The sequence below is a fragment of the uncultured Phyllobacterium sp. genome (assembly GCF_902479695.1).
Classification (GTDB): Bacteria; Pseudomonadota; Alphaproteobacteria; order Rhizobiales; family Rhizobiaceae; genus Phyllobacterium; species Phyllobacterium calauticae.
In genome coordinates this window covers 164,782-188,130 of record NZ_CABSQF010000002.1, presented here as the reverse complement: position 1 = coordinate 188,130, position 23,349 = coordinate 164,782, and the positions used below count along the sequence as shown (strand labels likewise).

Here is a 23,349-nt window from a genome sequence, read left to right as displayed (position 1 = left end):
GGAGCTTATAGTTCGGCCGCGACTTCGCGACCTATCGTCAGGAAGCTGGCGGGATTGACGGCGCTGCCGTTCCGGCGCACCTCGTAGTGGAGATGCGGGCCGGTCGAGCGCCCGGTGCTGCCGACCTTGCCGACGACGTCGCCGATCTTGATTTTTTGGCCGGGGGTGACGAGAATCTGGCTCATATGGCCGTAGCGGGTGGAGAGGCCGTTGCCGTGGTGGCCCTCCGCCATATTGCCGTAGCCGCCATTGTAGCCCGCTTCGGTGACCGTGCCGTTGGCTGTCGCGCGCACCGACGAGCCGCTCATGGCGCGAAAGTCGATGCCTGAGTGGAACGCCATCGAGCCGATGATCGGGTCCTTGCGCACGCCGAACGTGCTGGAAACCGGCATGCCGGGGACCGGATTGGAAATCGGGATGGATTTGGCAAGAGCCTTGGCGCCTTCCAGCCGTTCGAGCGCCTGATCAAGATCGTTCAGCTTGGCGTCAAACGGGGCAATGCTGCCGGCGGGAATGAACGGGCCGCCCGTATCCGACTTTTCATCCAGAACGGGTTTCACCCCGGTTGCGGCAAGCGCTTCCATGATCTTGTCGGCATTCTCGTAGGCCGTATTGGACAGCGCCTGCATCTGGGCGATCTGTTTGGTCTCGATATCCGTCAGCGAGGTATTGACCGATTTCAGCAGCAGTTCGGCCTTGTCGACACTCTTGCGCGGCTTGTCATCGCGCGGTGCCGGTTTGCGGGTCACGCTGGTCGGACCGGTGATGATCGGATCGATGCCATAGAAGGCGTCATCATCGTTCGATTTGACGATATCCTGGCCGTTGCTGTCCATCGGCGCATTGCTGTCCGCCTCGGGCGGAATGGCAGCGCCGGCGTGTTCTGCCCGCTGCAGCATGGGGGCAAGCTTGGCATGGCGTTCCGTAAGGGATTTCTGCCGCTGGATGAGTTCGGCGACCTTGCCTTCCATCGCCTGCTGGTCGAGCAGCTGGCGGCTGGTGACCTGGTCGAGCTGGGTGCGCAGGCTGGCGATGCGGTCTTCATAGGCCTGCTGCAGCCGCGCCTGACGGGCGACGCTGCCATTGATCAGGTCGTCGCGGAAAACCAGATAGGAGGTGGCAATGAGGTAGGTGCCGGCCAGCGCAAAGGCCAGTGTGCCGCCAAGGATGGCGGCCCAGGGGCGCAGGGTGAAATGACGGATCGTTTCGCCCCGCGCGATGATGATCGTGTGGGGTTCCTGCTGGTTGCTGAAGATGGGGGAGTGTTTTGCCTTCTTCATGGCCGCTTCGCTCGTCATTTTGCAGCTTCAATTTATAGAAGGCATTACACCCCGTTATGGTTAACAAATCCTGACGGAGCGCCGATTTTCCATCAATTTCAGGTAGAAAGCGGTTGAGTTCGGTCTAGAGAGCCCTGGTTGCTTCGAGAACTTCGGCCGCGTGATTGGGAACCTTCACCTTGTTCCATATTTTTGCGATCCTGCCGTTCGAATCGATCAGGAAGGTGGTGCGTTCAACGCCCATATATTTGCGGCCATACATGCTTTTTTCGGCCCACACGCCATACGCTTCCAGAATGGTCTTCTGCTCATCGGCGACCAGATCCACCTTGAGATCGTACTTCGTCTTGAACTTGTCGTGCTTCTTGGTCGGATCGGGCGACATGCCGATGACCTTGGCTCCCAGTTTGTCGAATTCCGGCTTCAGCCCGGAAAACTCGATGGCTTCCTGGGTGCAGCCGCTCGTATCGTCCTTGGGATAGAAATAGAGAACGACAGGTTTCCCGCGCAATTCAGCCAGGGAAAGCGTTCCGCCGCCGTCGCGGGGAAGGGTGAAATCCGGGGCAGAACTGCCGATATCGAGCGTTGTCATAGGAAAGCCTTTCTTTCATCATTGAATGCGCGCCTCAGTTAGGCAACTATAAGAGAGGCACGGGAATCGTCTACGGTTTCCCACATGATTCCTCAATTGGCTTGGGAATTTGACAGAGAAACCGAAAAGAGTCCGTTTTACAAAGCGGGACTTTCTAAAATTTCATCATTACCCCTCTGCGGTCGAGCAAGGCGAGGTGCCCGTGGCCATGCCCGCGCGCCGCTCGCGGTTTCGTTTCGCCTGCGGGGCACTTGCGTCATTCCTGATTCTCCTTGTGGTTCTGGCCGGAATAGCTTTTGTCGTCCTGCGGGTGGGTATCGGCGGCGAGGCCCTGACCCAACGCGCGCAGACTGCGCTCAAATCCGTTGTCGGTCCCGATACAGACGCGACGATCCAGTCGGCGCAAATTTCCCTCGACCAGCGTAAGCACGTCGCGCTCGAGGCGCGCAACGTCAATATTTCGGACGTCAAGCGCGGGGTGGAGATCAAGAATATCCGTTCCGTGCGCATCGGTCTGGCCACCCTGCCGTTGCTGCAGGGCGACGTCAAAGTGCAGAGCCTCGAACTCACCGGCGCGCAGATCACAGTTGGTGCCAGCCAGGAGCCGTTCGATTTCATGTCGATCGTGCCGCAGGATGATCGCGGACTCGTCAACCTCGACGGTGTGTCCCAACTCATTTTCACCGGATTGCAAAATGCCGTTTCGCTGCTGGATCAGCGGGAAACCCGTGACATCACGGTTGCCGATACACGCTTTGATTTCACCGTTGCGGGCCGGCCGGAAAACCTGCGCATCATCCATCTGGAACTGACGGAAACCGGCGGCCCCGTTGCCATCAAGGGGACGGTGGAATGGCGGGGAAAGGTCATCGACGTCTCGGCACAGGTCAAGCGCGCGGCCCTTGGCGCCAGGATTGATTCATTCTCGTTGGCGATCAGCAAGATTCCGCTGATCGGCAAACAGGGCGAAGCACCTGTTCCCGATGCCGATGGCATAAAGCCGGATACGTCCTATCTCGCCTATAACAATGAAGCTGAAATCAGGCTGGACGGGGTTGCAGCCGCAGCCGCCATACCCATGCGGATCTCCGGTTCGCTCAATGTGAGCGAAGGACCGGTGAGCATCGGCAATGTGGAGGATATGGGTGCCGGTGCCCAAATCAATTTCGAGCATGTTTTCGGTACTGAAAAGGTCGAGATTACGCCGTCAGCCATCCATTTCGGCGGTTTCAAAGGGGTTGTCGAGGGGGCGGTCGGACCCGAACCGCTGCCGGAGGATGCGACGGCTGTCGCTGCCGTTGCCAATCCCGGCTATCGTTTTGAACTGATCACGCAGGAAGCCGTTTCCGCTCCGGCGGATTCGAGCGAGCCGCCGCTCGCCTTCAATGCCCGCATTGCCGGCCGGTTTGCGCCTGGGGAGGCCAAGCTGGACATTTCCGAGATTGCCGTGCGCGCCGATGGCGAAAGCGAACTTTACGGGCAGGGCAGTGTGGTGTTCGGCAAGGGTTCGCCAGCCATGACATTGGCGCTGCGCATACCGAAAATGCCCACCGCGCAGGTGAAGCAGCTCTGGCCGATCTGGGTGGCGACCGGCGCGCGCCGCTGGGTGCTCGACAATCTGTTCGGCGGCGATGTCAGGGACAGCCGGGTGGACGTGATGTTTGCCGCCGGCCGTTTCGACGGTCCGGGCAAGCCGCCACCGCTGACGGCGGACGAAGTGCAGGTCGATTTCAATGTGCAGAACACGCGTTTCGATATTGTCGGCGATCTGCCGCCCATTCGCGATGCGGATGGCGCGATCAGCGTGCGCGGCGCCTATACCACGATCAAGCTGCTGAAGGGCTCGGCGTTTACGCCCGGCAACCGGGAAGCGCATATTGTGGACGGCACGCTGATCATCCCGTGGGGCCCGCAGCGTCCGGTGCTGTCGGAGCTTGATCTGAATATTGCCGGCGATGCTTCGGCCATCGCCGAAATCGCCGGTTTCAAACCGATCAATGCGGTGAAAGGCGTGCCCTTTGCACCGGCTGATATCAGCGGCGATGTGAAAACCCATGTCCTCGTGACGTTCCCCGTCACTCGCCATGCGCCGGAGGGAAGCCTGCAATGGTCGGCGGAGATCGCCCTGAACGGCGTGAACCTTGCCAAAAAGGTCGATGGCCAGACCATAACCAATGCCAACGGGACGCTGAACGTCAACGACACCGAGGCGAATATCGATGTCAAAGCGCAGCTGAATGGCGTGCCGGCCGATATCACCATGTTCGAGCCGCTCGGCAGCAATCCGGCCAAGCGCAAACAGTCGGTTTCCCTGCAGCTGGACGACAAGACGCGCAACACGCTGTTCCCAAGTCTCGATCCGTTCATATCCGGCCCGATCAGCATCAATATCGACAAGTCGGCGGATGGCTCGCAGGTCGCTGTCGCGGATTTGTCCAAGGCCGAGGTCAAGCTGGCGCAACTCGGCTGGACCAAGGGCGCAGGGGTGAAAGCCACCGCCAAGTTCAGCCTGCAGCAGGATGCGGACAATATCAGCGTGCGCAATCTCGATGTCGCCGGAGAGACGTTCCGGCTGCGCGGGGACATCTCCGTGGTCAAGGGCGATCTGGTATCCGCGGATTTCAGCCAGGTCAGTCTCAACCGGACGGATGACATCGCCGTCAAAATATCGCGCACCGGCTATGGCTACCGGGCCGACGTGAAGGGGAAATCCTTCGATGCGCGGTCGCTGCTGAACCAGGTGACCGACAAGAAGCAGGCAGGCGACAGCAATGACAAGAAGCGCATTCTGGTCAATGCCGATATCGACGATGTACAGGGCTTCTATTCCGAAAGTTTCGGCAATGTCTCGCTGTCCTATGAGGGCGTCGGTTCGCATGTCTCGGGCCTTGCCTTCAACGCCGTGACCAAATCCGGCCAGAAGGTGATCGCAACGGACAGTTCGGAAAGCGGTGCCCGTTCCGTCAGCCTGCAGTCGAAGGATGCGGGTGCCGTGCTGCGTTTCACCGGCTTTTATGACAAGATGCAGGGCGGCAGCATCCTTGTTGCACTGGATTCGAAGGGGGATGGCCCCCTGCGCGGGCAGATCGATGCGCGCGACTTCACCCTCGTCAACGAGCCCAGGCTGGCCAGTCTCGTGTCATCCTCGCCGAATGGCACGAGCCTCAACGATGCGGTGAAAAAGAACATCGATGTGTCGGTGGTGACCTTCGAGCGCGGCTTTTCGCAAATCGAAAAGGGCAAGAACTACATCAATCTTGCCAATGGCGTGGTCCGCGGTTCGACCATCGGCACCACCTTCCAGGGCGTGCTCAGCGATCCCCAGGGCAACATGGCGCTGACGGGCACCTTCATGCCCGCCTATGGCATCAACCGCATCTTTGGCGAATTGCCCGTCCTCGGCCTTCTGCTTGGCAATGGACGGGATCGCGGCCTGATCGGCATCACCTACAAGTTGCAGGGGCCGATCAAGCAACCGCAGATCATCGTCAATCCGATTTCGGTGATCGCACCGGGTATTTTCCGGTCGATTTTCGAGTTTCAGTGAGAATCTCTGGTAGTAGAATCATTGTGCGTGGTTCGACAAGCTCACCATGAGGGATGGAGTCGGCTGCTGGGAGCTAAGTTCTGCAACGTTTGTGGTGATCTTGCACCAAACCACCTCCCTCATGGTGAGCTTGTCGAACCACGCACAACGCTGAAGCCGAATGGCTTAGATCGGACGAACGAGAATGTGCTTCTTCTTGCCCAGCGACAGCTTGACGATGCCGTCGCCTGTCACGTCAGCGGTCGAAACCTGCGCCTTTTCATCGGAAACGCTGGCGTCGTTCACCCGGACCGCGCCGCCCTGAATGTGACGGCGGGCCTCGCCATTCGAACCGGCCAGGCCGGCCTTGACCAGCAGCGTCAGAATGCCGATGCCGCCCTCGAGCTCGCCTGTGGCGATGTCGATGGATGGCAGGTTGGCAGCCAGCGCGCCTTCCTCGAAGGTCGTGCGGGCGGTTTCTGCGGCCATGGTGGCGGCTTCACGGCCATGAACGATAGCGGTGGCTTCGGTCGCGAGGATTTTCTTCGCCTCGTTGATTTCCGAACCGCCAAGTGCTTCCAGCCGGGCAATTTCATCGAGCGGCAGGCGCGTGAAGATTTTCAGGAAGCGGCCGACATCGGCATCTTCCGTGTTGCGCCAGTACTGCCAGAAATCATAGGGGCTGAAGACATCTTCGTTGAGCCAGACCGCGCCGGTGGCCGATTTGCCCATCTTGGCACCCGAACTGGTGGTCAAAAGCGGCGTCGTCAGGGCATAGAGCTGCGGCGTTCCCATGCGGTGTCCGAGATCGACGCCGTTGATGATGTTGCCCCACTGGTCCGAACCGCCCATCTGCAGCACGCAGCCATGGCGGCGGTTGAGCTCGACGAAATCGTAACCCTGCATGATCATGTAGTTGAATTCGAGGAAGGAGAGGGACTGCTCCCGGTCCAGCCGCAGCTTGACGCTGTCGAATGACAGCATGCGGTTGACGGAGAAGTGACGGCCGACCTCGCGCAGGAACTCGACGTAGCCCAGTCCCATCAGCCAATCGGCATTGTTGACGAGGAAAGCATCGGTCGGGCCATCACCAAAGCGCAGGATGCGGGCGAAAATCCGCTTGATGCCTTCGATATTCGTGTTGATCGCCTCGGGTGTCAGCAGCTTGCGCTGTTCGTCGCGGAAAGAGGGGTCGCCCACCATCGAGGTGCCGCCGCCCATCAGCGCAATCGGCCGGTGGCCGGTTTCCTGCAGCCAGTACAGCATGGTCGCGGAAATGAGGTTGCCGATGTGCAGGCTCGTCGCCGTCGCATCATAGCCGACATAGGCTGTCACTGTCTCCTTGGCGAAAAGCGCATCCAGACCGGCCTCGTCGGAGACCTGATGGATGAAGCCGCGCGTGGAAAGCGTGTGCAGAAAGTCGGATTTGAAGGCAGACATGAGTTTTTCCTGAAACTTTACGTAGGGAAGCGTCCGGCATGAAGAACGTGCCGAACAAGACGTGGCCGTTTAACATCATTCGGGGCCGAATCACAAGAAAGGGTGTGACGTGACAGCGACAAGGCGGGCAATTGGCCTGATGAGCGGAACATCCATGGATGGAATCGACATCGCGCTCATCGAAACCGACGGCAGAAATGCGGTGCAGCGCGGACCTTCGGGCTTCGTCGCCTATGACCCGGCATTCCGGCGGCAGATCGAGGCAGGGCTCGAGGATGCCAAATCCATCCGCAAGCGCGATCAGCGCCCCGGCGGTCTCGCCGCCGTCGAACAGGAACTGACGCGGCGACATGGCGAGGCGGTGCTCGGCTTCCTCTCGGATTATAAGTTAAGCACCGATACCATTGATATTATTGGTTTTCATGGCCAGACCGTTCTGCATCGCCCGCAGGAACAGCTGACCGTCCAGCTGGGTGACGGGCGGTTGCTGGCCGATATGACAGGCATTCCCGTTGTCCACGACATGCGCGCCAACGATATGGTGCATGGCGGGCAAGGGGCGCCGCTGGTTCCGGTCTATCACCAGGCACTCGCGGCAAGGGTTCCGGTCGAGCTTGGCAGGGGCAAGCCGGTCGTCTTCGTCAATATTGGCGGCATCTCCAATGTCACGATCGTTTCGGCGACAGGGGACCCCGTCGCTTTCGATACCGGGCCCGGCAACACGCTGATCGATCAGTGGGTCGCCGACAAGGCGGGAATCGCCTATGATGCGGGCGGTATGATTGCCAGCGAAGGCCAGGTGCTGGCCGGCGCCGTGGCGCGCTATATGGCAAAGCCGTTTTTCGCGCTGAAGCCGCCGAAATCGCTCGACCGCAATGATTTCACGCTTGAGGACCTTGGCAATCCGGAACTGGCCGATGGCGCCCGCACGCTCGCCAGGGTGACCGCCGATGCCATTCTCCAAGCCGGCGCCTATGCGCCGGAACAACCGGCGCTCTGGGTGATCTGCGGCGGCGGGCGCAAGAATGCGGCCGTCATGGCTGATCTTGTGGAGGGCGCGGCCAAATCGGGTGCTACTGTGATCGCTGCCGAGGAATTGGGACTGAACGGCGATTCGATGGAGGCGGAGGCCTGGGCCTATCTCGCCGTGCGGGCCCTCGATGGCCTGCCGCTGACATTTCCGACCACGACGGGTTGCGATGTGGCTGTTTCGGGCGGGGTGGTGAGCCCCAACAAATAGGGGCTTCACCGTAATCTATAGCTGCAACAACGTCGTGCAGCGCGTTTTTTAACGCAGACGTTTCGGCTTGGCTTCGACCAGCTCGCCGTTCAGGCGGCGGTCGAGATATTCGGAGCATTCGCCGATGACTTCATCGGTCATGCCGGTGAAGAAGTGATTGGCGCCGACCATCGTCTTCTGCGTGATGGTGATGCCCTTCTGGGTCTTCAGCTTGTCGACCAGTCCCTGCACATCCTTGGCCGGTGCAACCTTGTCCTGATCGCCATGAATGATCAGTCCGGATGACGGGCAGGGTGCGAGGAACGAGAAATCATAGGTGTTCGGCTGTGGCGCGACCGAGATGAACCCTTCGATTTCCGGACGGCGCATCAGGAGCTGCATGCCGATCCACGCGCCGAAGGAATAGCCGGCGACCCAGCACGTCTTGGAATCCGGATGCAGCGACTGCACCCAGTCAAGCGCGCCGGCCGCGTCGGACAATTCACCCGAGCCATGGTCGAATTCGCCCTGGCTGCGGCCAATGCCACGGAAGTTGAACCGCAATGTCGTGAAGCCGCGCTGCTGGAACATGTAGAACAGATCGTAGACGATCTTGTTGTTCATGGTGCCGCCAAACTGCGGATGCGGGTGCAGGACAATCGCTATCGGTGCATTTTTTTCCATCGAAGGCTGATAACGGCCCTCAAGACGCCCCGCAGGTCCATTGAAAATTACTTCAGGCATGTGTACTCCACTCTTCGCCACAGGGCGTCTGTCGATCAGCCGGACTTGACGGCGATCAACAGCACCCATAAAACCAGTTTAGAACCGTTCAAAACTGGTGTAGGATTTTGTCTCGAAGCGGCTTCATAGGCCGGTCCGAGGTTGAATTTCAAGAAAATTGCGCTTTTTGCCGGCGCTGAGTTCAAAAGAACAGGAATCATGACAGGTATGGCCCAAAAACGCGCCTATCTCGACTACAACGCCAGTGCGCCGCTTCTTGCGGCTGCGCGCGATGCTGTGGTCGATGCTTTGGCGCAAACGGGCAATCCATCGTCCGTTCATCAGGAAGGCCGTGCTTCAAAAGCCATTCTCGAACGCGCCCGCCGCGACGTGGCTGCTCTTGTGAATGCCAAGCCTGATCATGTGTTCTTTACATCGGGTGCGACCGAGGCTGCTTCAACCCTTCTGACGCCACATTATATGATGGGACGCGCGCCTGTGCGGCTGTCGCGGCTTTATGTCAGCGCCAGCGAGCACCCTTGCGTGCTGGCGGGCGGGCAGTTTGCCGCCGACCAGATCGATACGGTTCCGGTGGATCGCAACGGACTGCTCGATCTTGAGCGGCTGCGTACGCTGCTGGCGGCCCATGACAAGGGCGAAGGTCTGCCGCTGGTCGCCGTGCAGGCCGCCAACAACGAGACCGGCGTCTTGCAGCCCATCGATGAAATCGGCAGGCTTGTCAAAGCGTTCGGTGGCTTTTTTGTCGTCGATGCGGTGCAGGCGGCCGGGCGGATTCCTCTCGATATTGCAACGGCTTGCGCTGATTATCTCATTCTCTCGTCGCACAAGATCGGCGGTCCGAAGGGCGTAGGCGCCATCATTGCGGTGTCCGATCTGGTCATGCCGAAGGCGCTGGTGCGCGGCGGCGGACAGGAAAAGGGCCACCGTGCCGGGACGGAAGCCTTGCCTGTTATAGCGGGTTTCGGCGCTGCGGCGCGGGTTGCCCGCGAACAGCTGCTGGTCGGCGGCTGGGGGCTTGCCAACCGGCAGCGGATCGAGGACGGCATCCGGGCGATCGCGCCCGATGCGGTGATTTATGGCGATGCGGCCGGGCGGCTCGCCAATACGACCTTCTTCAGCCTGACAGATATGAAGGCGGAAACCGTGCAAATCGCTTTCGATCTGGCGGGAATTGCGCTATCGGCAGGCTCTGCCTGTTCTTCGGGAAAAGTCGGGCCAAGCCATGTGCTTGCGGCCATGGGATTTGGCGATGGAACCGGGGGGCTGCGGGTCTCCACAACGCCGGAAACCACGCAGGACGAAATTGCGCTTTTCCTTGAGGCGCTGACAAAAATTGTCGCGCGGCGGGACCGGACGAAGCCGGTTTCTGCCGATGCGGCGTGAATTATCGCAGATATCGACAATAAATAGTCGATAAATGCAAAAGAATCCGGTGAATACCGGTGTTAAATCGTGCGATTGCACACTACATTGAGGCAAATATTCAAGACGACACACGCCTTGACGTTTGCAACTGCGGGACCTTGAATCCCGCGAGGATGGAGAACGCCAATGCCTGCCGTGCAGGAAACTATTGATCAGGTCCGCACCCTGGACGTGGACCAGTACAAGTATGGCTTTGAGACCCTTATCGAAATGGATAAGGCGCCAAAGGGCCTCAGCGAAGACATTATCCGCTTTATTTCGGCCAAGAAGAATGAGCCGGAGTGGATGCTGGAATGGCGTCTGAAAGCCTATGAACGCTGGCTGACGATGGAAGAGCCCACATGGGCGCGGGTGAACTACCCGAAAATCGATTTCCAGGACATGGTCTATTATGCCGGGCCGAAGAATCAGACCGGACCGACATCGCTTGCCGAGGTCGATCCCGAGCTGCTGCGCACCTATGAGAAGCTGGGAATTCCGCTGAAAGAGCAGGAAATCCTTGCGGGCGTGCGCAAGATGGGCGAACCGAGCCCTTCGGACGAAGACGAAGAGGCCAGCGACAATGTCTACAAGTCCGGCCGCGTGGCGGTGGATGCCGTGTTCGACAGCGTGTCCGTGGTTACGACCTTCAAGGCGGAACTGGCCAAGGCCGGCGTCATTTTCTGCTCGATCTCCGAAGCGATCCGCGAACATCCGGAACTGGTCAAGAAGTACCTGGCGTCCGTGGTGCCGGTTTCCGACAACTTCTATGCGACGCTGAATTCGGCTGTCTTCACGGACGGCTCCTTCGTCTACGTGCCGAAGGGTGTCCGCTGCCCGATGGAACTGTCGACCTATTTCCGCATCAACGAGCGGGATACCGGTCAGTTCGAACGCACGCTGATCATCGCCGAAGAAGGCGCCTATGTGTCCTATCTCGAAGGCTGCACCGCGCCGCAGCGCGACGAAAACCAGCTGCACGCGGCTGTCGTGGAGCTGATTGCCCTGGATGATGCCGAGATCAAGTACTCGACCGTGCAGAACTGGTTCCCCGGCGATGCGGAAGGCAAGGGCGGCATCTACAATTTCGTCACCAAGCGTGGCGATTGCCGCGGCGTCAATTCCAAGATCTCCTGGACCCAGGTCGAGACCGGTTCGGCGATCACCTGGAAATATCCGTCGGTGATCCTGCGCGGCGACAATTCACGCGGCGAGTTCTACTCGATTGCCGTTTCGAATGGTCATCAGCAGATCGACAGCGGCACCAAGATGCTGCACCTCGGCAAGAACACGTCGAGCCGCATCATCTCCAAGGGTATTTCGGCGGGCAAGTCGAACAACACCTATCGCGGTCAGGTTTCTGCTCACCGCAAGGCGGAGAATGCGCGCAACTTCACCCAGTGCGACTCGCTGCTGATCGGCAATGATTGCGGTGCGCATACGGTGCCTTACATCGAGGCGAAGAACGCCACGGCGCAGTTCGAGCACGAAGCCACCACCTCCAAGATTTCCGAAGATGCGCTGTTCTATGTGATGCAGCGCGGCATTCCGGAAGAGGAGGCGATTGCGCTGATCGTCAACGGCTTCGTCAAGGAAGTCATTCAGGAACTGCCGATGGAGTTTGCCGTGGAAGCGCAGAAACTCATCGGCATCAGCCTCGAAGGCTCAGTCGGATAGCCATGGGACGGCCATCATCGGCCCGTCACTCGCCAAACAAGATTATTGTTGGGATCGCCGAGGCTGATCCCGAGGAATTCAAAGGGTAATAGAATGCTGGAAATCAGAAACCTTCATGCGAAGATCGCAGATACGGACACCGAAATCATTCGCGGCCTGAACCTCACGGTCAAGGCGGGCGAAGTGGCGGCCATCATGGGACCGAACGGTTCGGGCAAGTCGACGCTGTCCTATATTCTTGCGGGCCGCGAAGACTACGAAGTCACCGCGGGTGACATCCTTTACAACGGCGAGTCCATTCTCGAACTCGACCCGTCCGAGCGCGCCGCCAAGGGCATCTTCCTGGCATTCCAGTATCCGATGGAAATACCCGGCGTTGCCACGATGGAATTTTTGAAAGTGGCGATGAACTCGCAGCGCAAGGCGCGCGGCGAAGAGCCGCTGAAAATCCCGGAATTCATTGCCCGGGTGAAGACGGCGGCCGCCTCGCTCGACATGGATATCGCCATGCTGAAGCGTCCGCTCAATGTCGGTTTTTCCGGTGGCGAGAAGAAGCGTGCGGAAATCCTGCAGATGAAGCTGCTGGAGCCGAAGCTTTGCGTGCTGGATGAAACAGATTCGGGCCTCGATATCGATGCGCTGAAGATCGTTTCCGATGGCGTCAATGCACTGCGTTCGCCCGACCGTGCCGTGATCGTCATCACCCACTATCAGCGCCTTCTCGACTATATCGTTCCGGACAGCGTGCACGTTCTCTACAAGGGACAGGTCATCAAGTCAGGCGACAAGAACCTTGCCCTCCATCTCGAAGAGAACGGCTACGCCGATATCATCGGCGAGGCAGCCTGAGGAGCGACGTCATGAATGTTCATACAGGACGCCAGCCGACAAGCGCAGAAGCGGCGCTGGTCGACTCCTTCGTTGACCGGATGGGCGAACTGCCCGGCGATGCGGAGATTGTCAGCGCGCGCGACAATGCCATCGAGGCATTGAAGACGCAGGGTCTACCGTCACGCCGCGTCGAAGCCTGGCACTATACCGATCTGCGCACCCTTTTGCGCAGTGTCGCCGCCTATGATGGCACGGCGGGCACCAATGCCTTGCCGGCAGTCATCCCGGGATCGGCGGTTGCAACGGTTTCCAATGGTGTGGCGCTGACGTCGCCGCGGGTCGCCGGTGTCGAATTCGCCAAGTACAGCGACAGACTGGCTGACGGATCGGTGATCCGCGATCTCGCCATTCGTGGCGGTGACGATGCGATCGGCCAGATCAACGCAGCTTACGTGACCGACGGCTGGGCCGTCTCCATTGCCGATGGCACGGAGCTTCAGGCGCCGCTGGAACTGCAGAATGCGCAGGCGCGCGGACAGGGCCACGTGCGCTTTGCCGTCAAATTCGGCAAGGGCAGCAAGGCAACCGTGATCGAACGCCAGACAGGCGGCGCGGGCGAGGGCTTCTCGACCAGTGTCAGCAACGTCACCGTTGCCGACGATGCGCAGATCGTCTGGATCATCCTGCGCGAGCAGGGTGTCGACGCAACGCAGCTTGCCCAGTTCACCGCGACCATCGGCACCAATGCCAAGCTGACGCTCTATATCGTCAATGCCGGCGGCAAGCTGGTGCGGCAGGAAGTGCATGTGCTGTCGAAGGGCGAAGGCTCCGACTTCCAGTTGCGCGGCGTCAACCTGCTCGGCGGCGACAGCCACACGGACGTGACGATGACGCTCGGCCACCTCGTCGAGAATACCACGTCGGTGCAGATCATCCGCAATGTGGTGACGGACCGGGCGCGCGGCGTTTTCCAGGGACAGATCAAGGTCAACAAGATCGCCCAGAAGACCGATGCGCGCATGGCCTGCAACACCCTGTTGTTGTCGGATGACGGCGAATTCGATGCCAAGCCGGAACTGGAAATCTTTGCCGACGACGTGGCGTGCGGCCACGGGGCGACGGTGACCGAGATCGACGGAAACCACCTGTTCTATCTGCAGGCGCGCGGTATCCCGGAAAGCGATGCACGCGGCCTGCTGATCAAGGCATTCGTGGCTGAGATCATCGAAGAACTGGAAAGCGAACCACTGGTCGAGGCTCTGGAAGCCATTCTCGACAAGTGGCTGGCGGCGCATGTCTGATCGTTTGCCTGCCGGCTGGTCCGGCGGGCACTATTTCAGGTGAAACACCCGACTGAAACGCAGGAAAGCGCGGGCAACATGGATACGAAGATCATTCGAAGCGGTTATGATGTCGAGGCGATCCGCCGCGATTTCCCCATCCTGTCGCGCGAAGTCTACGGCAAACCGCTGGTTTATCTCGACAACGGTGCCTCCGCGCAGAAACCGCAGGCGGTGATCGACGCGATCACCCATACCTATTCGAACGAATATGCCAATGTGCATCGCGGCCTGCATTTCCTGTCGAACGCGGCCACCGATGCCTATGAAAAGGCCCGCGAAAACGTTCGCCGTTTTCTGAACGCCGGTTCGGTCGATGAGATCGTCTTCACCAAATCGGCCACCGAGGCGATCAATACGGTTGCCTATGGCTATGGCATGCCGCATATCGGCGAGGGCGACGAGATCGTCCTGTCGATCATGGAGCACCATTCCAACATCGTTCCATGGCATTTCATCCGGGAACGGCAGGGCGCCAAGCTGGTCTGGGTTCCGGTCGACGAGCAGGGCGCGTTCCATATCGAGGAATTCGAGGCACGGCTGTCGGAGCGCACCAAGCTGGTAGCCATCACCCATATGTCGAATGTGCTGGGGACCGTGACACCGATCAAGGACATCGTCCGTATTGCCCATGCGCGCGGCATTCCGGTGCTTGTCGACGGCAGCCAGGGCGCCGTGCATCTGCCGGTTGACGTGCAGGATCTCGGCTGTGACTGGTATATTTTCACCGGGCACAAGATTTACGGTCCATCCGGTATCGGTGTTCTTTATGGCCGCAAGGAAAAGCTGGAAGCGATGCGCCCGTTCCAGGGCGGCGGCGAGATGATCGAAGAGGTGACGGAGGATATCGTTACCTACAATCACCCGCCGCACCGTTTCGAAGCCGGGACACCGCCGATTGCGCAAGCCATCGGACTTGGCGCTGCCATCGAATATGTCGAGAAGATCGGCCGCGCCGCCATTCTCGCGCATGAGGAAGATCTGCGCGATTACGCGCATGAGCGGCTGCGTGAGATCAATTCCCTGCGCATTTTTGGCGATGCCAAGGGCAAGGGCGCGATTATCTCCTTCGAGCTCGAAGGTATTCATGCACACGATGTGTCCATGGTGATCGACCGGGCGGGTGTTGCCGTGCGCGCGGGCACACATTGTGCCCAGCCGCTCTTGAAACGGTTCGGCGTAACGTCCACATGCCGTGCATCGTTTGCGATGTATAATACGAGAGACGAGATCGATGTTCTCGCCGATGCGCTGGAAAAGGCGCGGAAATTCTTTGGGTGATGACCATGACCGACAAAGTCGAAACGCTGGAAAAAGACGAGACGCTGAAGCCGGAGGCTTCCGCGGTGAGCGGCGCGGTTTCCGCTTCCGCCATTCCAGCCGATGAACTCGCCCGCATGACCGATGATATCATCGGCGCGCTGAAGACGGTCTATGATCCGGAAATTCCGGCGGATATCTATGAGCTTGGCCTCGTCTACAAGATCGACATCGAAGACGATCGTTCGGTGAAGATCGAGATGACCTTGACGGCGCCGGGCTGTCCGGTTGCCGGGGAAATGCCGGGCTGGGTGCAGGATGCCGTCAGCTCTGTCGAGGGCGTCAGCTTTGTCGATGTGTCCATGACTTTCGACCCACCGTGGACACCCGACCGCATGTCGGAAGAAGCGCAGGTCGCTGTCGGCTGGTACTGATCTGTTCCGGGTGCATTGCGCTTTCGGCTGATATCTTCTCCTAATGTCTAATTGTCAGATACGTCGCGGCTCGTCACTGTGGGGTGTCCCATGCCGCAGCGCGTGGGCCGCCGATTAACGGAACAGCCCCTCAGGAGGTCCGCGATGAGTGCTTTCTGGATCGTGCGCCTCGGTATGGCAGGTGTGATCTTCTTTGCGCTCAAAGCCGCGTGGCATTGGCAGGCATCGACTGGCGTTTTGACGCGAGCGGATATTGCCGGGCTGCTTGACGCCCGGTCGGCCATGGGCGTCGTTGCCGAGTCCGCGCTGGAACAGGCGCGGCAGAACGCCCGGGGTTCCAGGGCCGCTGCTTGGGCGGGCGTGCTGGCCGCCATCGTCGGCATCGCCAGCTGGTTTTGAAGCGCCCTCAGGGCGCTTCGCAGCCTTCCGGAACGCTTTGATCCAGCGGCTTTTCGAATTTCTGCAACGTGCCGTCGAGAATGGACAAGGGAACAAAGGGAACGCCCTGGATGGCGGCATTCGCCAGCCGGAGGCGGTAGCAACCGTTGTAGACGGTGTGTTTTCCGTCCTTCTGCGTCGATTCGATCGCCAGAGGCAGGCTCCAATAGGTGGAACCAGCCGCGCCCTCGCTTTCGGATTTGCCAAGGCGCAATTCCACCGAGACGGTGTTCTCGTACCCGGCCTGGAACTGCGGAAACGGCTGGCTATGGCCTTCCTCGGCATAGTAGCTGTAGGCGCGCGCATATTCCTGGCGATTGATGGCATTGTAATAGGATTTGACCAGTTGCTCCGGCGTGCTGCGGTCGTCGAGATAGTCCGGTACGGACTGATTGGGCGCTCCAGCCGCTTCCTTGGGGGCAGGTGCTTCTGGGGCGGCCTCGGCGGGCGCCGCTGCGGGCTTCGTTCCGGTTTCCTGCTTCGGCTCGGGCTTCTTGGTCTCCTGAGCAAGTGCAGGCGTCAGGTTCAGCGCCATACCGGCAAGGCTGGTGAGAATGAGATGGCGGTAATTCATGATTTCTGCCTTCTGCGTGCGGGTTTTTGGGACGGGACGAGTTTGAACACTTGCGGTGACGGTTGTGTAACACTAACTATGGTACAGACGGATCATTACACGATCCGAACCAAGAGAGATGAGAAATGGGTCGTTTTTCTGTCATGACGTTGACTGACGCTGCCGCTGCCCGCGTAAGCGAGATCGTGGCGACGCGCGAGAATGCGCTCGGCATTCGCGTCGGCATCAAGAAGGGCGGCTGCGCCGGCATGGAATATACCATCGACCTCGTCACCGAGGCCAAGCCTGGCGACGATATCGTTGAAAAGGAAGGCTCCAGGGTCTTCGTTGCGCCGGAAGCGGTGCTGTATCTCCTGGGAACGCAGATGGACTTCGAGGTCACGACCCTGCGCACGGGCTTTGTCTTCAACAATCCCAACCAGACGTCCGCCTGCGGCTGCGGTGAGTCGGTCGAACTGACACCGGTCAAGCCGGAAGCCTTGGCGCCTGCCGCTTCCTGATTTTTCAGAAATCGCTATCCGGGACGGACGGAACGCTTTTTGGGCGTGACGTCTTCCTGTGCGCCTGCAATAATCGGGCATGGACAATGACGCGATTCACGATCTGTTTTCCGGGCTGGGGCCTGTCACCATCAAACGCATGTTTGGCGGCAAGGGCATCTATCACAATGGCCTGATCATTGCGCTTGAGGTGGCCGACGAAATCCTGCTCAAGGCCGATGCGATTTCCGCGCCGGATTTCGAGGCGGCCGGCTGCCGACGCTGGAATTATGAAGGCAAGTCGAAGATCGTCAACATGCCGTATTGGTCCGTTCCTGCTGATGCATTCGATGACCCTGACATTATGACCGAATGGGCGCGCAGGGCCTATGAGGCCTCGCTGCGCGTGGCCAGGCAGGCATAGACGTTGAGAACCGCTCTGTCGGGCTTCTGCGAGCCTGTCAGGCCATCTGACGGATCAGGTCCAGGGCATGAACGGTGGGGAGTGTCAGTCTGTCCGGCAGCTTATCGAGTGGAAACCAGTCGATACCGCCGTGCTTGTCCGGTTCAAGCAGCTGCATTTCGCCGGAAAAGCTTTCCGCTTGAAACAGAACGCCGAACCAATGCTGCTTCTCATCGTGGAAAAGCTGTTCGCTGAGGCCCAGCAATTTGATGTCGCCGGCTTCCAGCCCGGTTTCCTCCAGCGCTTCGCGCCGGATCGCCTGTTCGGCGGTTTCCAGGAAATCGATCTTGCCGCCGGGAATGCCCCAGGCACCGGTCTCCGGGCTTTTCTTGCGCTGTAACAAGAGGATGTGGCCGTCTCTTATGAAAACGATTCCGCATCCGACGCCCGGCGAATCCACACCAAAACCTCAGATTTTCGTGTCGATCAGCATGAAGGCAGGAATATCATCGCCAAAGCCGACCGGCGACGGTTCATTGTCGCCCCGGTCGCGGCGGTATTCGCGCTCACGTTCGCGCCGTGGTTGTTCCTGCTGAGCGGCAGGGCGGGCGCGGCGCTGTTCATTGTCAGCCTTGATCGCGGCCTTTTGCGGCTTCTCGGCCGTCTTCTTGACGGGCGCTTCGGCGACAACCGGCTGTTCGCCGGTTTCCTTGGCGCGCTCGGCGGCGGCAATGATGTCGATTTCCGACTGCGGGCGTTCGCGCTCGCGGCCCTCATTGCGCGGCTTACGCTTGCTTTCGCTCTTGCCGCGGGCACTACGGCCACGGCGCGGCGCTTCGTCGGTTTCTTCCGAAACGGGCAGGGTGGTGAGATCGCCGTCATACCAGTTGATGTCTTCGCCGATCAGTTTTTCGATGGAGGCGAGATGTTTGACATCGGATGGCGTGACCAGCGTGAAAGCCTTGCCCGAGCGTCCGGCGCGGCCCGTGCGGCCAATGCGGTGGACGTAATCTTCCGAATGGATCGGCACGTCGAAATTGAAGACGTGGCTGACATCGGGAATATCGAGACCGCGGGCAGCCACATCGGAGGCAACGAGGATCTTGAGCTTGCCGTCCTTGAAATTGGCCAGCATCGTCGTGCGGGCGCGCTGATCCATATCGCCGTGCAGGGCACCGGCATCGAATTCATGCTTGACCAGCGAGCGGAACAGCTCCGAAACATCCTTTTTGCGGTTGCAGAAGATGATCGCGTTCTTCAGGCCATCCTCTTCGGCGCGGATGAGATCGCGCAGCTTGGCGCGCTTTTCCCAATCCTTCTTGCCCGATTTGACCAGCTGCTGCTCGACGGTCTTGGCCGTCGTCGCCGCCTTGGCGACTTCAACACGCACCGGCGCATGCAGGAACTGTTCGGTCAGCTTGGTGATCTCAGGCGGCATGGTGGCCGAGAAGAACAGTGTCTGGCGGGTAAAGGGGATCAGTTTGCAGATGCGCTCGATATCGGGGATGAAGCCCATGTCGAGCATGCGGTCGGCTTCGTCGATGACGAGAATGTCGACGCCGGTCAGGAGCAGCTTGCCGCGCTCGAAATGATCGAGCAGGCGGCCGGGCGTGGCGATCAGGACGTCGGCACCGCGTTCCAGCTTGCGCAGCTGGTCGTCAAACGAGACGCCGCCGATCAGCAGCGCAACGTTGAGGCGATGGTTCTTGCCGTATTTGACGAAGTTTTCCTCGACCTGCGCCGCGAGTTCGCGTGTCGGCTCCAGAATGAGCGTACGCGGCATGCGGGCGCGGGCGCGGCCCTGTTCCAGCAGCGTCAGCATCGGCAGCACGAAGGAGGCTGTCTTGCCGGTCCCTGTCTGGGCAATGCCGAGCACGTCCTTGCGCTGCAGCGCATGCGGGATGGCGCCTGCCTGGATCGGAGTGGGGATTGTGTATCCTGCTGCTTCGACAGCGTCGAGCACTTTCGGCGAAAGGCCCAGATCAGCGAACGTGGTCAATGGAGGTTTAACTTTCTATCTGCAGTCGATGCCGCACATGTCCGTCATTTTTGCCAATGGAATGGGTGCTTTGTATTGCACATTGTCTTGCAGGAATGGCGTTAGGGCTCATGCCAGCAAAAGTCAACTCTCGCGTCCCGTGAGATTTAAGAGTCTGTTACAATTGTGCATCACTTTAATCTAATGTTGTCAATAAAGGAACTGTTCTTTGAGAATTCGTTCATTCCACGAATGGTTCTTGTCGAACAGGATGGTTGCGCGCAGTTGTGAGGCTTCTTCGATGGTGACCGAAAGAACCGACTTCACTTCCGTGTGATCGGCGACCGCATTGACCGGCCGCTTCTCCGGCTCGAGGATATCAAGCCGCACCGTGACCTTGTTCGACAGGAGCGCACCGCGCCAGCGGCGCGGGCGGAAGGGAGAGACCGGGGTGAGGGCCAGCAAACGGGCATCGAGCGGCAGGATCGGCCCTTGCGCCGAGAGATTGTAGGCGGTTGAACCAGCGGGTGTTGCCACCATCACGCCATCGCAGATCAGTTCCTCCAGGCGAACCTGGTCGTCGACGGTGATCCTGATCTTCGCGGCCTGATAGGACTGGCGCAGCAGATAGACATCGTTGAGCGCAAAGGAGGTCACGGTGCCTTCCTCCAGCGATTCCGCCACCATCTTGAGCGGGCGGATGGTTTCGGCCTGCGCCGCCTCCACACGTTCCTTCAGGCCGGTCTCGCTGTACTCGTTCATGAGAAACCCGACGGAGCCGCGATTCATGCCATAGGTCATCTTGCCCTGGTTCATGTGGTTCTGCAGCGTCTGGAGCATGAAGCCATCGCCGCCGAGCGCAATGATGACGTCGGCATCCTTGGGGGCCGTCTGCCCGTAGACATTGACGAGAGACGCCATGGCCTCGTCGGATTCCGGTGTTCCGGAGGAAAGAAAAGCAAAGGTTTCAATATTCCGGGTCATGGCTGCCTGCGTGTCCGAGCATGTCGAGGATGTATCGCCTAGCACGGCGCGCTTGATCTGGCAAAACGCTGTGCAGGCAAAAAAACCGGAAAAAATGCGCCAAGTGCTGTTTTTTCATTTTACATCGGGGAGGTTTATGCTAATCGGACGCCGCTGCCCTTGTAGCTCAGTTGGTAGAGCATCTGATTTGTAATCAGAGGGTCGGGAGTTCGAGTCTCTCCGGGGGCACCACCTGTTTTTCCTTCATTTTCAAGTGGTTGTTTGTCCAGCATCTTTTTCAAGGTGCGGTGCCGGGATGTGAAGTGCGGGTCAAAGCGTTCTCCATCCGATCCGCGCCATGGGCCTTATCCCCGCCAGTGGCTGTACGCGAACGCTCCAAGAGCCAGCGCAGCCAGAGCCCAAACCAGCAGAATGAATGCGAGGCCTGCCTTGCTCGTGGGGCGATCGGATCGCTCGTCGGCGGCGTGGCGGAATTCCTGCATCAACGGCGCCGGTATGAGTTTTATCGCCAGCAGGATACCGGCAGGGACAATCAAGAGATCATCCAGATATCCCACGACGGGGATGAAGTCGGGTATGAGATCGATCGGCGATAGGGCATAGGCCGCCACGAAACCCGCAATGACCTTTGCCAGCGTTGGTGTTCGCGGATCGCGCGCCGCGATCCAAAGCGCCACGACATCGCGCTTTATCCGCCGCGCCCATTGTTTGATATCTGTTGTCCAGGCCATCAGAGCAATTAGCAACGAATTTCAGTCAATGGCTAGTCCATTTTGGCCATTCGCGGCATGGCCCGAGCAGAAGCGCAGATCATCAGATGGTGGTTCGACGCTTCGCGCTGCGATGCAATGCGGCAGCGACCAAACTGGGATCAAGTGAAACGTTGATCACCGTATCGCAATGCGGGCAGACAAACATCCCGCCGCGCAAATGCTTCGTGCCATCCACCAAATCAACCTGTTGAACAGTGATGGATGTCAGTTCGTGCGCGCACTTTGGGCATTTCCCGCTCGTCATTCGCTCTTCCCGTCTTTGGACGGATTTTGACACAACTCTGGCAAAAGCAAACCTATCCGATGAGGTGAAGACCTACATCGTTCAGGCACTGGCGGGCGATGCCGACTCCGGTCTGGCGCCTAAGTGGAAAACGACGTCTGAAGAGACCCTTGCATCCCCAAATTCGTTCCAGGGTTATCTGAAAGCCTGCCGCGGCGTGCTGGCACAGCACAGATCGCCGTGATGGGGCTTTTCGACAGGCCGTAACCGAGAGAACGCCGGATGGATCAAACAGCACGTCTGCGGTCGTTGATTGATGTCGATGGCCAAGGGCTTGAGATCGGCCCGAGCTACAATCCGCTGCTGCCGAAGTTTCGCGCAGGAGGGCTATCAGCCGTTTCTTTTCGCAACAATGACTGTTTAGCCGGGAAAGCTGTCATCGATCCGTGCTTACAGGAGTGATGTCACGATCATGCCGATCACGGCAGCAGCCATAACGGCCGTGGCCAGCCAGCCTATCCAGCAAAGCGGACCCTTTACGGTATTCTTCTTCATGATGTCGGTTCTGGCCGTCATCAACATCATCATCACCATGACCGGGACGGATACGATACCATTGATGACGGCACTCCAGAACAATGCCTTGATGGGGTCGATGGGCGAAAAATCAACGAGAATGCCAATGAGTGTCGCCGCGGCAATGGTTGCGTAAAACGCCTTAGCTTCCTTCGGCTTGCGCGCAAGGCCGATCGGCCATTTGCGGGCTTCCCCCAGGGCATAGGCCGCCGATCCCGCCAGCACAGGAATGGCAAGCAGGCCGGTTCCAATGATGCCCAGCGCAAAGATCGTGAAGGCAAACTGGCCGGCAATCGGTTTGAGTGCCTCTGCTGCCTCAGCCGATGTCTGTATGTCTGTTTTTCCGGCCACGTGCAGCGTTGCTGCAGTCGTCACCATGATGGCCAGGGCGACCAGGCTCGAGAAGCCCATGCCGACATAGGTATCCCAGCGAATGCGATGGATGGCACCCTTCGACTGTTCCGGTGCATCAACGAGCGGCTGGCGGGACGCGCTCTCCCTTTCGTCTTCCACCTCCTGCGAGGCCTGCCAGAAGAAAAGATAGGGGCTGATGGTTGTGCCCAGAATGGCCACGACCGTCGTCCAGAATGCCGTGTCTGCCGAAAAGGTGGGAATAAAGAGCCCGCGCGCCAGCTCTGCGTAGGGGATTTTCACGACCATAACCGTCCCGAAATAGGCGAACAGCGAGAATGTCAGCCATTTCAACACGGAGACATAGCGGGTGTACTGCAGGAATATCTGCAGGCAGGCGCTGAAAATCGCGAACAGAACCACATAAAGTGCGACCTTGCCGCCGATGAGCAATCCGACCGCGTCGCCCATAGCCCCGAGATCGGCACCGATGTTGATCGTATTGGCAATGAAGAGCAGGGCGACGATAGCCGGCAAAATCCAGGGAGGATAATATGTCCGCAGATTTGTCGCGATGCCATGGCCCGTCGTGCGTCCTATCCGGGCGCTGATTTCCTGAATGGCGGCCATCAGCGGATAGCTGAACAGCATGGTCCATGTGATCGCAAATCCGAATTGCGCGCCGGCCTGAGAATAAGTGGCAATACCGCTGGGATCGTCATCCGCCGCACCGGTAATAAGGCCCGGTCCCAATACGCTCAGAAGCTTTGACTTCGATGTTCCCGCTGCTGGATCCTTTTCCGGATCCCTGGTTTTCTTCAAC

The 23,349-nt window shown here is 59.3% G+C and carries 22 protein-coding genes, 1 tRNA gene and 2 pseudogenes; 14 read left to right on the top strand and 11 right to left on the bottom strand.

All coding sequences use genetic code 11. The features are described from left to right. Positions 1–5: 5 nt before the first annotated feature. Positions 6–1,298 carry a M23 family metallopeptidase gene (locus tag RDL77_RS02200; RefSeq protein ID WP_288191626.1) on the bottom strand — a complete coding sequence of 431 codons (1,293 nt, stop codon included), beginning with the start codon at positions 1,296–1,298 and terminating at the stop codon, positions 6–8. 106 nt (positions 1,299–1,404) lie between these two features. After that, the gene (bcp, locus tag RDL77_RS02195) at positions 1,405–1,872 is read right to left on the bottom strand and encodes a thioredoxin-dependent thiol peroxidase (protein WP_288191625.1); all 468 of its coding nucleotides are present in this window, start codon (positions 1,870–1,872) and stop codon (positions 1,405–1,407) included. Positions 1,873–2,080: 208 nt separating this feature from the next. Between bcp and RDL77_RS02190 the strand changes: the two genes are divergently transcribed. Beyond that, positions 2,081–5,419 (top strand): DUF3971 domain-containing protein, encoded by a 3,339-nt coding sequence (locus RDL77_RS02190; RefSeq protein ID WP_288191662.1) that lies wholly within the window; start codon positions 2,081–2,083, stop codon positions 5,417–5,419. A 165-nt stretch (positions 5,420–5,584) separates the two neighbouring features. Here the strand turns inward: RDL77_RS02190 and tyrS are convergent, their stop codons facing one another. Further along, a complete protein-coding gene (gene tyrS, locus RDL77_RS02185) occupies positions 5,585–6,838 on the bottom strand; it encodes a tyrosine--tRNA ligase (RefSeq protein WP_288191624.1) in 1,254 nt (417 codons plus the stop codon). A 109-nt stretch (positions 6,839–6,947) separates the two neighbouring features. Here tyrS and RDL77_RS02180 point away from each other — a divergent pair, with 109 nt between their 5' ends. Further along, positions 6,948–8,078 carry an anhydro-N-acetylmuramic acid kinase gene (locus RDL77_RS02180; protein WP_288191623.1) on the top strand — a complete coding sequence of 377 codons (1,131 nt, stop codon included), beginning with the start codon at positions 6,948–6,950 and terminating at the stop codon, positions 8,076–8,078. Between the two features lie 48 nt (positions 8,079–8,126). Here the strand turns inward: RDL77_RS02180 and RDL77_RS02175 are convergent, their stop codons facing one another. After that, positions 8,127–8,870: an alpha/beta hydrolase gene (locus RDL77_RS02175; protein ID WP_342588452.1), complete on the bottom strand. Its 744-nt coding sequence runs from the start codon at positions 8,868–8,870 to the stop codon at positions 8,127–8,129. A gap of 138 nt (positions 8,871–9,008) precedes the next feature. On the opposite strand from RDL77_RS02175, the gene RDL77_RS02170 reads away from it, so the two are divergent. From RDL77_RS02170 to RDL77_RS02140, 7 genes are all read left to right on the top strand, one after another. After that, a complete protein-coding gene (locus tag RDL77_RS02170) occupies positions 9,009–10,184 on the top strand; it encodes a cysteine desulfurase family protein (protein ID WP_374042640.1) in 1,176 nt (391 codons plus the stop codon). A 168-nt stretch (positions 10,185–10,352) separates the two neighbouring features. Then, a complete protein-coding gene (gene sufB / locus RDL77_RS02165) occupies positions 10,353–11,882 on the top strand; it encodes a Fe-S cluster assembly protein SufB (RefSeq protein WP_223613223.1) in 1,530 nt (509 codons plus the stop codon). 93 nt (positions 11,883–11,975) lie between these two features. Beyond that, complete coding sequence (gene sufC, locus RDL77_RS02160; RefSeq protein WP_223613224.1) at positions 11,976–12,731, top strand: Fe-S cluster assembly ATPase SufC; 756 nt, start codon at positions 11,976–11,978, stop codon at positions 12,729–12,731. 11 nt (positions 12,732–12,742) lie between these two features. Next, complete coding sequence (gene sufD, locus RDL77_RS02155; RefSeq protein WP_223613225.1) at positions 12,743–14,014, top strand: Fe-S cluster assembly protein SufD; 1,272 nt, start codon at positions 12,743–12,745, stop codon at positions 14,012–14,014. A 78-nt stretch (positions 14,015–14,092) separates the two neighbouring features. Beyond that, positions 14,093–15,334, top strand: coding sequence for a cysteine desulfurase (locus RDL77_RS02150; RefSeq protein WP_288191621.1), 1,242 nt, complete (start codon positions 14,093–14,095; stop codon positions 15,332–15,334). Beyond that, the gene (locus RDL77_RS02145; RefSeq protein ID WP_374042639.1) at positions 15,334–15,747 is read left to right on the top strand and encodes an SUF system Fe-S cluster assembly protein; all 414 of its coding nucleotides are present in this window, start codon (positions 15,334–15,336) and stop codon (positions 15,745–15,747) included. The genes RDL77_RS02150 and RDL77_RS02145 overlap by 1 nt, the downstream gene beginning before the upstream one ends. 144 nt (positions 15,748–15,891) lie before the next feature. Beyond that, positions 15,892–16,146 carry a hypothetical protein gene (locus tag RDL77_RS02140; protein WP_288191619.1) on the top strand — a complete coding sequence of 85 codons (255 nt, stop codon included), beginning with the start codon at positions 15,892–15,894 and terminating at the stop codon, positions 16,144–16,146. A gap of 7 nt (positions 16,147–16,153) precedes the next feature. On the opposite strand, the gene RDL77_RS02135 is transcribed toward RDL77_RS02140, so the two are convergent. Then, on the bottom strand, positions 16,154–16,759 hold the full coding sequence (locus tag RDL77_RS02135; protein WP_288191618.1) for a hypothetical protein: 606 nt from the start codon (positions 16,757–16,759) through the stop codon (positions 16,154–16,156). 125 nt (positions 16,760–16,884) lie between these two features. Between RDL77_RS02135 and sufA the strand changes: the two genes are divergently transcribed. Beyond that, complete coding sequence (gene sufA / locus RDL77_RS02130) at positions 16,885–17,259, top strand: Fe-S cluster assembly scaffold SufA (RefSeq protein ID WP_288191617.1); 375 nt, start codon at positions 16,885–16,887, stop codon at positions 17,257–17,259. A gap of 79 nt (positions 17,260–17,338) precedes the next feature. Continuing rightward, positions 17,339–17,662, top strand: coding sequence for a TfoX/Sxy family protein (locus tag RDL77_RS02125; RefSeq protein WP_223613231.1), 324 nt, complete (start codon positions 17,339–17,341; stop codon positions 17,660–17,662). Positions 17,663–17,699: 37 nt separating this feature from the next. On the opposite strand, the gene RDL77_RS02120 is transcribed toward RDL77_RS02125, so the two are convergent. The 4 genes and pseudogenes from RDL77_RS02120 to RDL77_RS02110 all read right to left on the bottom strand — a co-directional run bounded on the left by RDL77_RS02120 (position 17,700) and on the right by RDL77_RS02110 (position 20,603). After that, entirely contained in the window at positions 17,700–18,101 is a 402-nt protein-coding gene (locus tag RDL77_RS02120; RefSeq protein ID WP_223613232.1) for an NUDIX domain-containing protein, read from the bottom strand. Between the two features lie 9 nt (positions 18,102–18,110). Continuing rightward, positions 18,111–18,281, bottom strand: a pseudogene (locus tag RDL77_RS24810) (ATP-dependent helicase); the annotation flags it as partial. A gap of 159 nt (positions 18,282–18,440) precedes the next feature. After that, a pseudogene (locus tag RDL77_RS02115) lies at positions 18,441–19,640 on the bottom strand (DEAD/DEAH box helicase); the annotation flags it as partial. 189 nt (positions 19,641–19,829) lie between these two features. Then, positions 19,830–20,603 carry an NAD kinase gene (locus RDL77_RS02110; RefSeq protein ID WP_223613234.1) on the bottom strand — a complete coding sequence of 258 codons (774 nt, stop codon included), beginning with the start codon at positions 20,601–20,603 and terminating at the stop codon, positions 19,830–19,832. A 155-nt stretch (positions 20,604–20,758) separates the two neighbouring features. Between RDL77_RS02110 and RDL77_RS02105 the strand changes: the two genes are divergently transcribed. Next, positions 20,759–20,834: transfer RNA gene (locus RDL77_RS02105), tRNA-Thr, on the top strand. 113 nt (positions 20,835–20,947) lie between these two features. Here the strand turns inward: RDL77_RS02105 and RDL77_RS02100 are convergent. Further along, positions 20,948–21,334 carry a YkvA family protein gene (locus RDL77_RS02100; protein ID WP_223613235.1) on the bottom strand — a complete coding sequence of 129 codons (387 nt, stop codon included), beginning with the start codon at positions 21,332–21,334 and terminating at the stop codon, positions 20,948–20,950. Positions 21,335–21,573: 239 nt separating this feature from the next. Here RDL77_RS02100 and RDL77_RS02095 point away from each other — a divergent pair, with 239 nt between their 5' ends. Next, complete coding sequence (locus RDL77_RS02095; protein ID WP_288191615.1) at positions 21,574–21,843, top strand: hypothetical protein; 270 nt, start codon at positions 21,574–21,576, stop codon at positions 21,841–21,843. Positions 21,844–21,881: 38 nt separating this feature from the next. Next, positions 21,882–22,061: a hypothetical protein gene (locus RDL77_RS02090; protein ID WP_288191614.1), complete on the top strand. Its 180-nt coding sequence runs from the start codon at positions 21,882–21,884 to the stop codon at positions 22,059–22,061. Here RDL77_RS02090 and RDL77_RS02085 read toward each other — a convergent pair. Beyond that, positions 22,050–23,348: an Nramp family divalent metal transporter gene (locus tag RDL77_RS02085; protein WP_374042642.1), complete on the bottom strand. Its 1,299-nt coding sequence runs from the start codon at positions 23,346–23,348 to the stop codon at positions 22,050–22,052. The two genes, RDL77_RS02090 and RDL77_RS02085, sit on opposite strands and share 12 nt — an antisense overlap. Position 23,349 lies beyond the last annotated feature (1 nt).

Bases quoted from the DNA above. Each gene is read 5' to 3' on its own strand.
- RDL77_RS02200 (WP_288191626.1), bottom strand. From the start codon at position 1,298: ATGACGAGCGAAGCGGCCATGAAGAAGGCAAAACACTCCCCCATCTTC.
- bcp (WP_288191625.1), bottom strand. From the start codon at position 1,872: ATGACAACGCTCGATATCGGCAGTTCTGCCCCGGATTTCACCCTTCCC.
- RDL77_RS02190 (WP_288191662.1), top strand. From the start codon at position 2,081: ATGCCCGCGCGCCGCTCGCGGTTTCGTTTCGCCTGCGGGGCACTTGCG.
- tyrS (WP_288191624.1), bottom strand. From the start codon at position 6,838: ATGTCTGCCTTCAAATCCGACTTTCTGCACACGCTTTCCACGCGCGGC.
- RDL77_RS02175 (WP_342588452.1), bottom strand. From the start codon at position 8,870: ATGGGTGCTGTTGATCGCCGTCAAGTCCGGCTGATCGACAGACGCCCT.
- RDL77_RS02170 (WP_374042640.1), top strand. From the start codon at position 9,009: ATGGCCCAAAAACGCGCCTATCTCGACTACAACGCCAGTGCGCCGCTT.
- sufB (WP_223613223.1), top strand. From the start codon at position 10,353: ATGCCTGCCGTGCAGGAAACTATTGATCAGGTCCGCACCCTGGACGTG.
- sufC (WP_223613224.1), top strand. From the start codon at position 11,976: ATGCTGGAAATCAGAAACCTTCATGCGAAGATCGCAGATACGGACACC.
- sufD (WP_223613225.1), top strand. From the start codon at position 12,743: ATGAATGTTCATACAGGACGCCAGCCGACAAGCGCAGAAGCGGCGCTG.
- RDL77_RS02150 (WP_288191621.1), top strand. From the start codon at position 14,093: ATGGATACGAAGATCATTCGAAGCGGTTATGATGTCGAGGCGATCCGC.
- RDL77_RS02145 (WP_374042639.1), top strand. From the start codon at position 15,334: ATGACCATGACCGACAAAGTCGAAACGCTGGAAAAAGACGAGACGCTG.
- RDL77_RS02140 (WP_288191619.1), top strand. From the start codon at position 15,892: ATGAGTGCTTTCTGGATCGTGCGCCTCGGTATGGCAGGTGTGATCTTC.
- RDL77_RS02135 (WP_288191618.1), bottom strand. From the start codon at position 16,759: ATGAATTACCGCCATCTCATTCTCACCAGCCTTGCCGGTATGGCGCTG.
- sufA (WP_288191617.1), top strand. From the start codon at position 16,885: ATGGGTCGTTTTTCTGTCATGACGTTGACTGACGCTGCCGCTGCCCGC.
- RDL77_RS02125 (WP_223613231.1), top strand. From the start codon at position 17,339: ATGGACAATGACGCGATTCACGATCTGTTTTCCGGGCTGGGGCCTGTC.
- RDL77_RS02110 (WP_223613234.1), bottom strand. From the start codon at position 20,603: ATGACCCGGAATATTGAAACCTTTGCTTTTCTTTCCTCCGGAACACCG.
- RDL77_RS02100 (WP_223613235.1), bottom strand. From the start codon at position 21,334: ATGGCCTGGACAACAGATATCAAACAATGGGCGCGGCGGATAAAGCGC.
- RDL77_RS02095 (WP_288191615.1), top strand. From the start codon at position 21,574: ATGGATGTCAGTTCGTGCGCGCACTTTGGGCATTTCCCGCTCGTCATT.
- RDL77_RS02090 (WP_288191614.1), top strand. From the start codon at position 21,882: ATGGATCAAACAGCACGTCTGCGGTCGTTGATTGATGTCGATGGCCAA.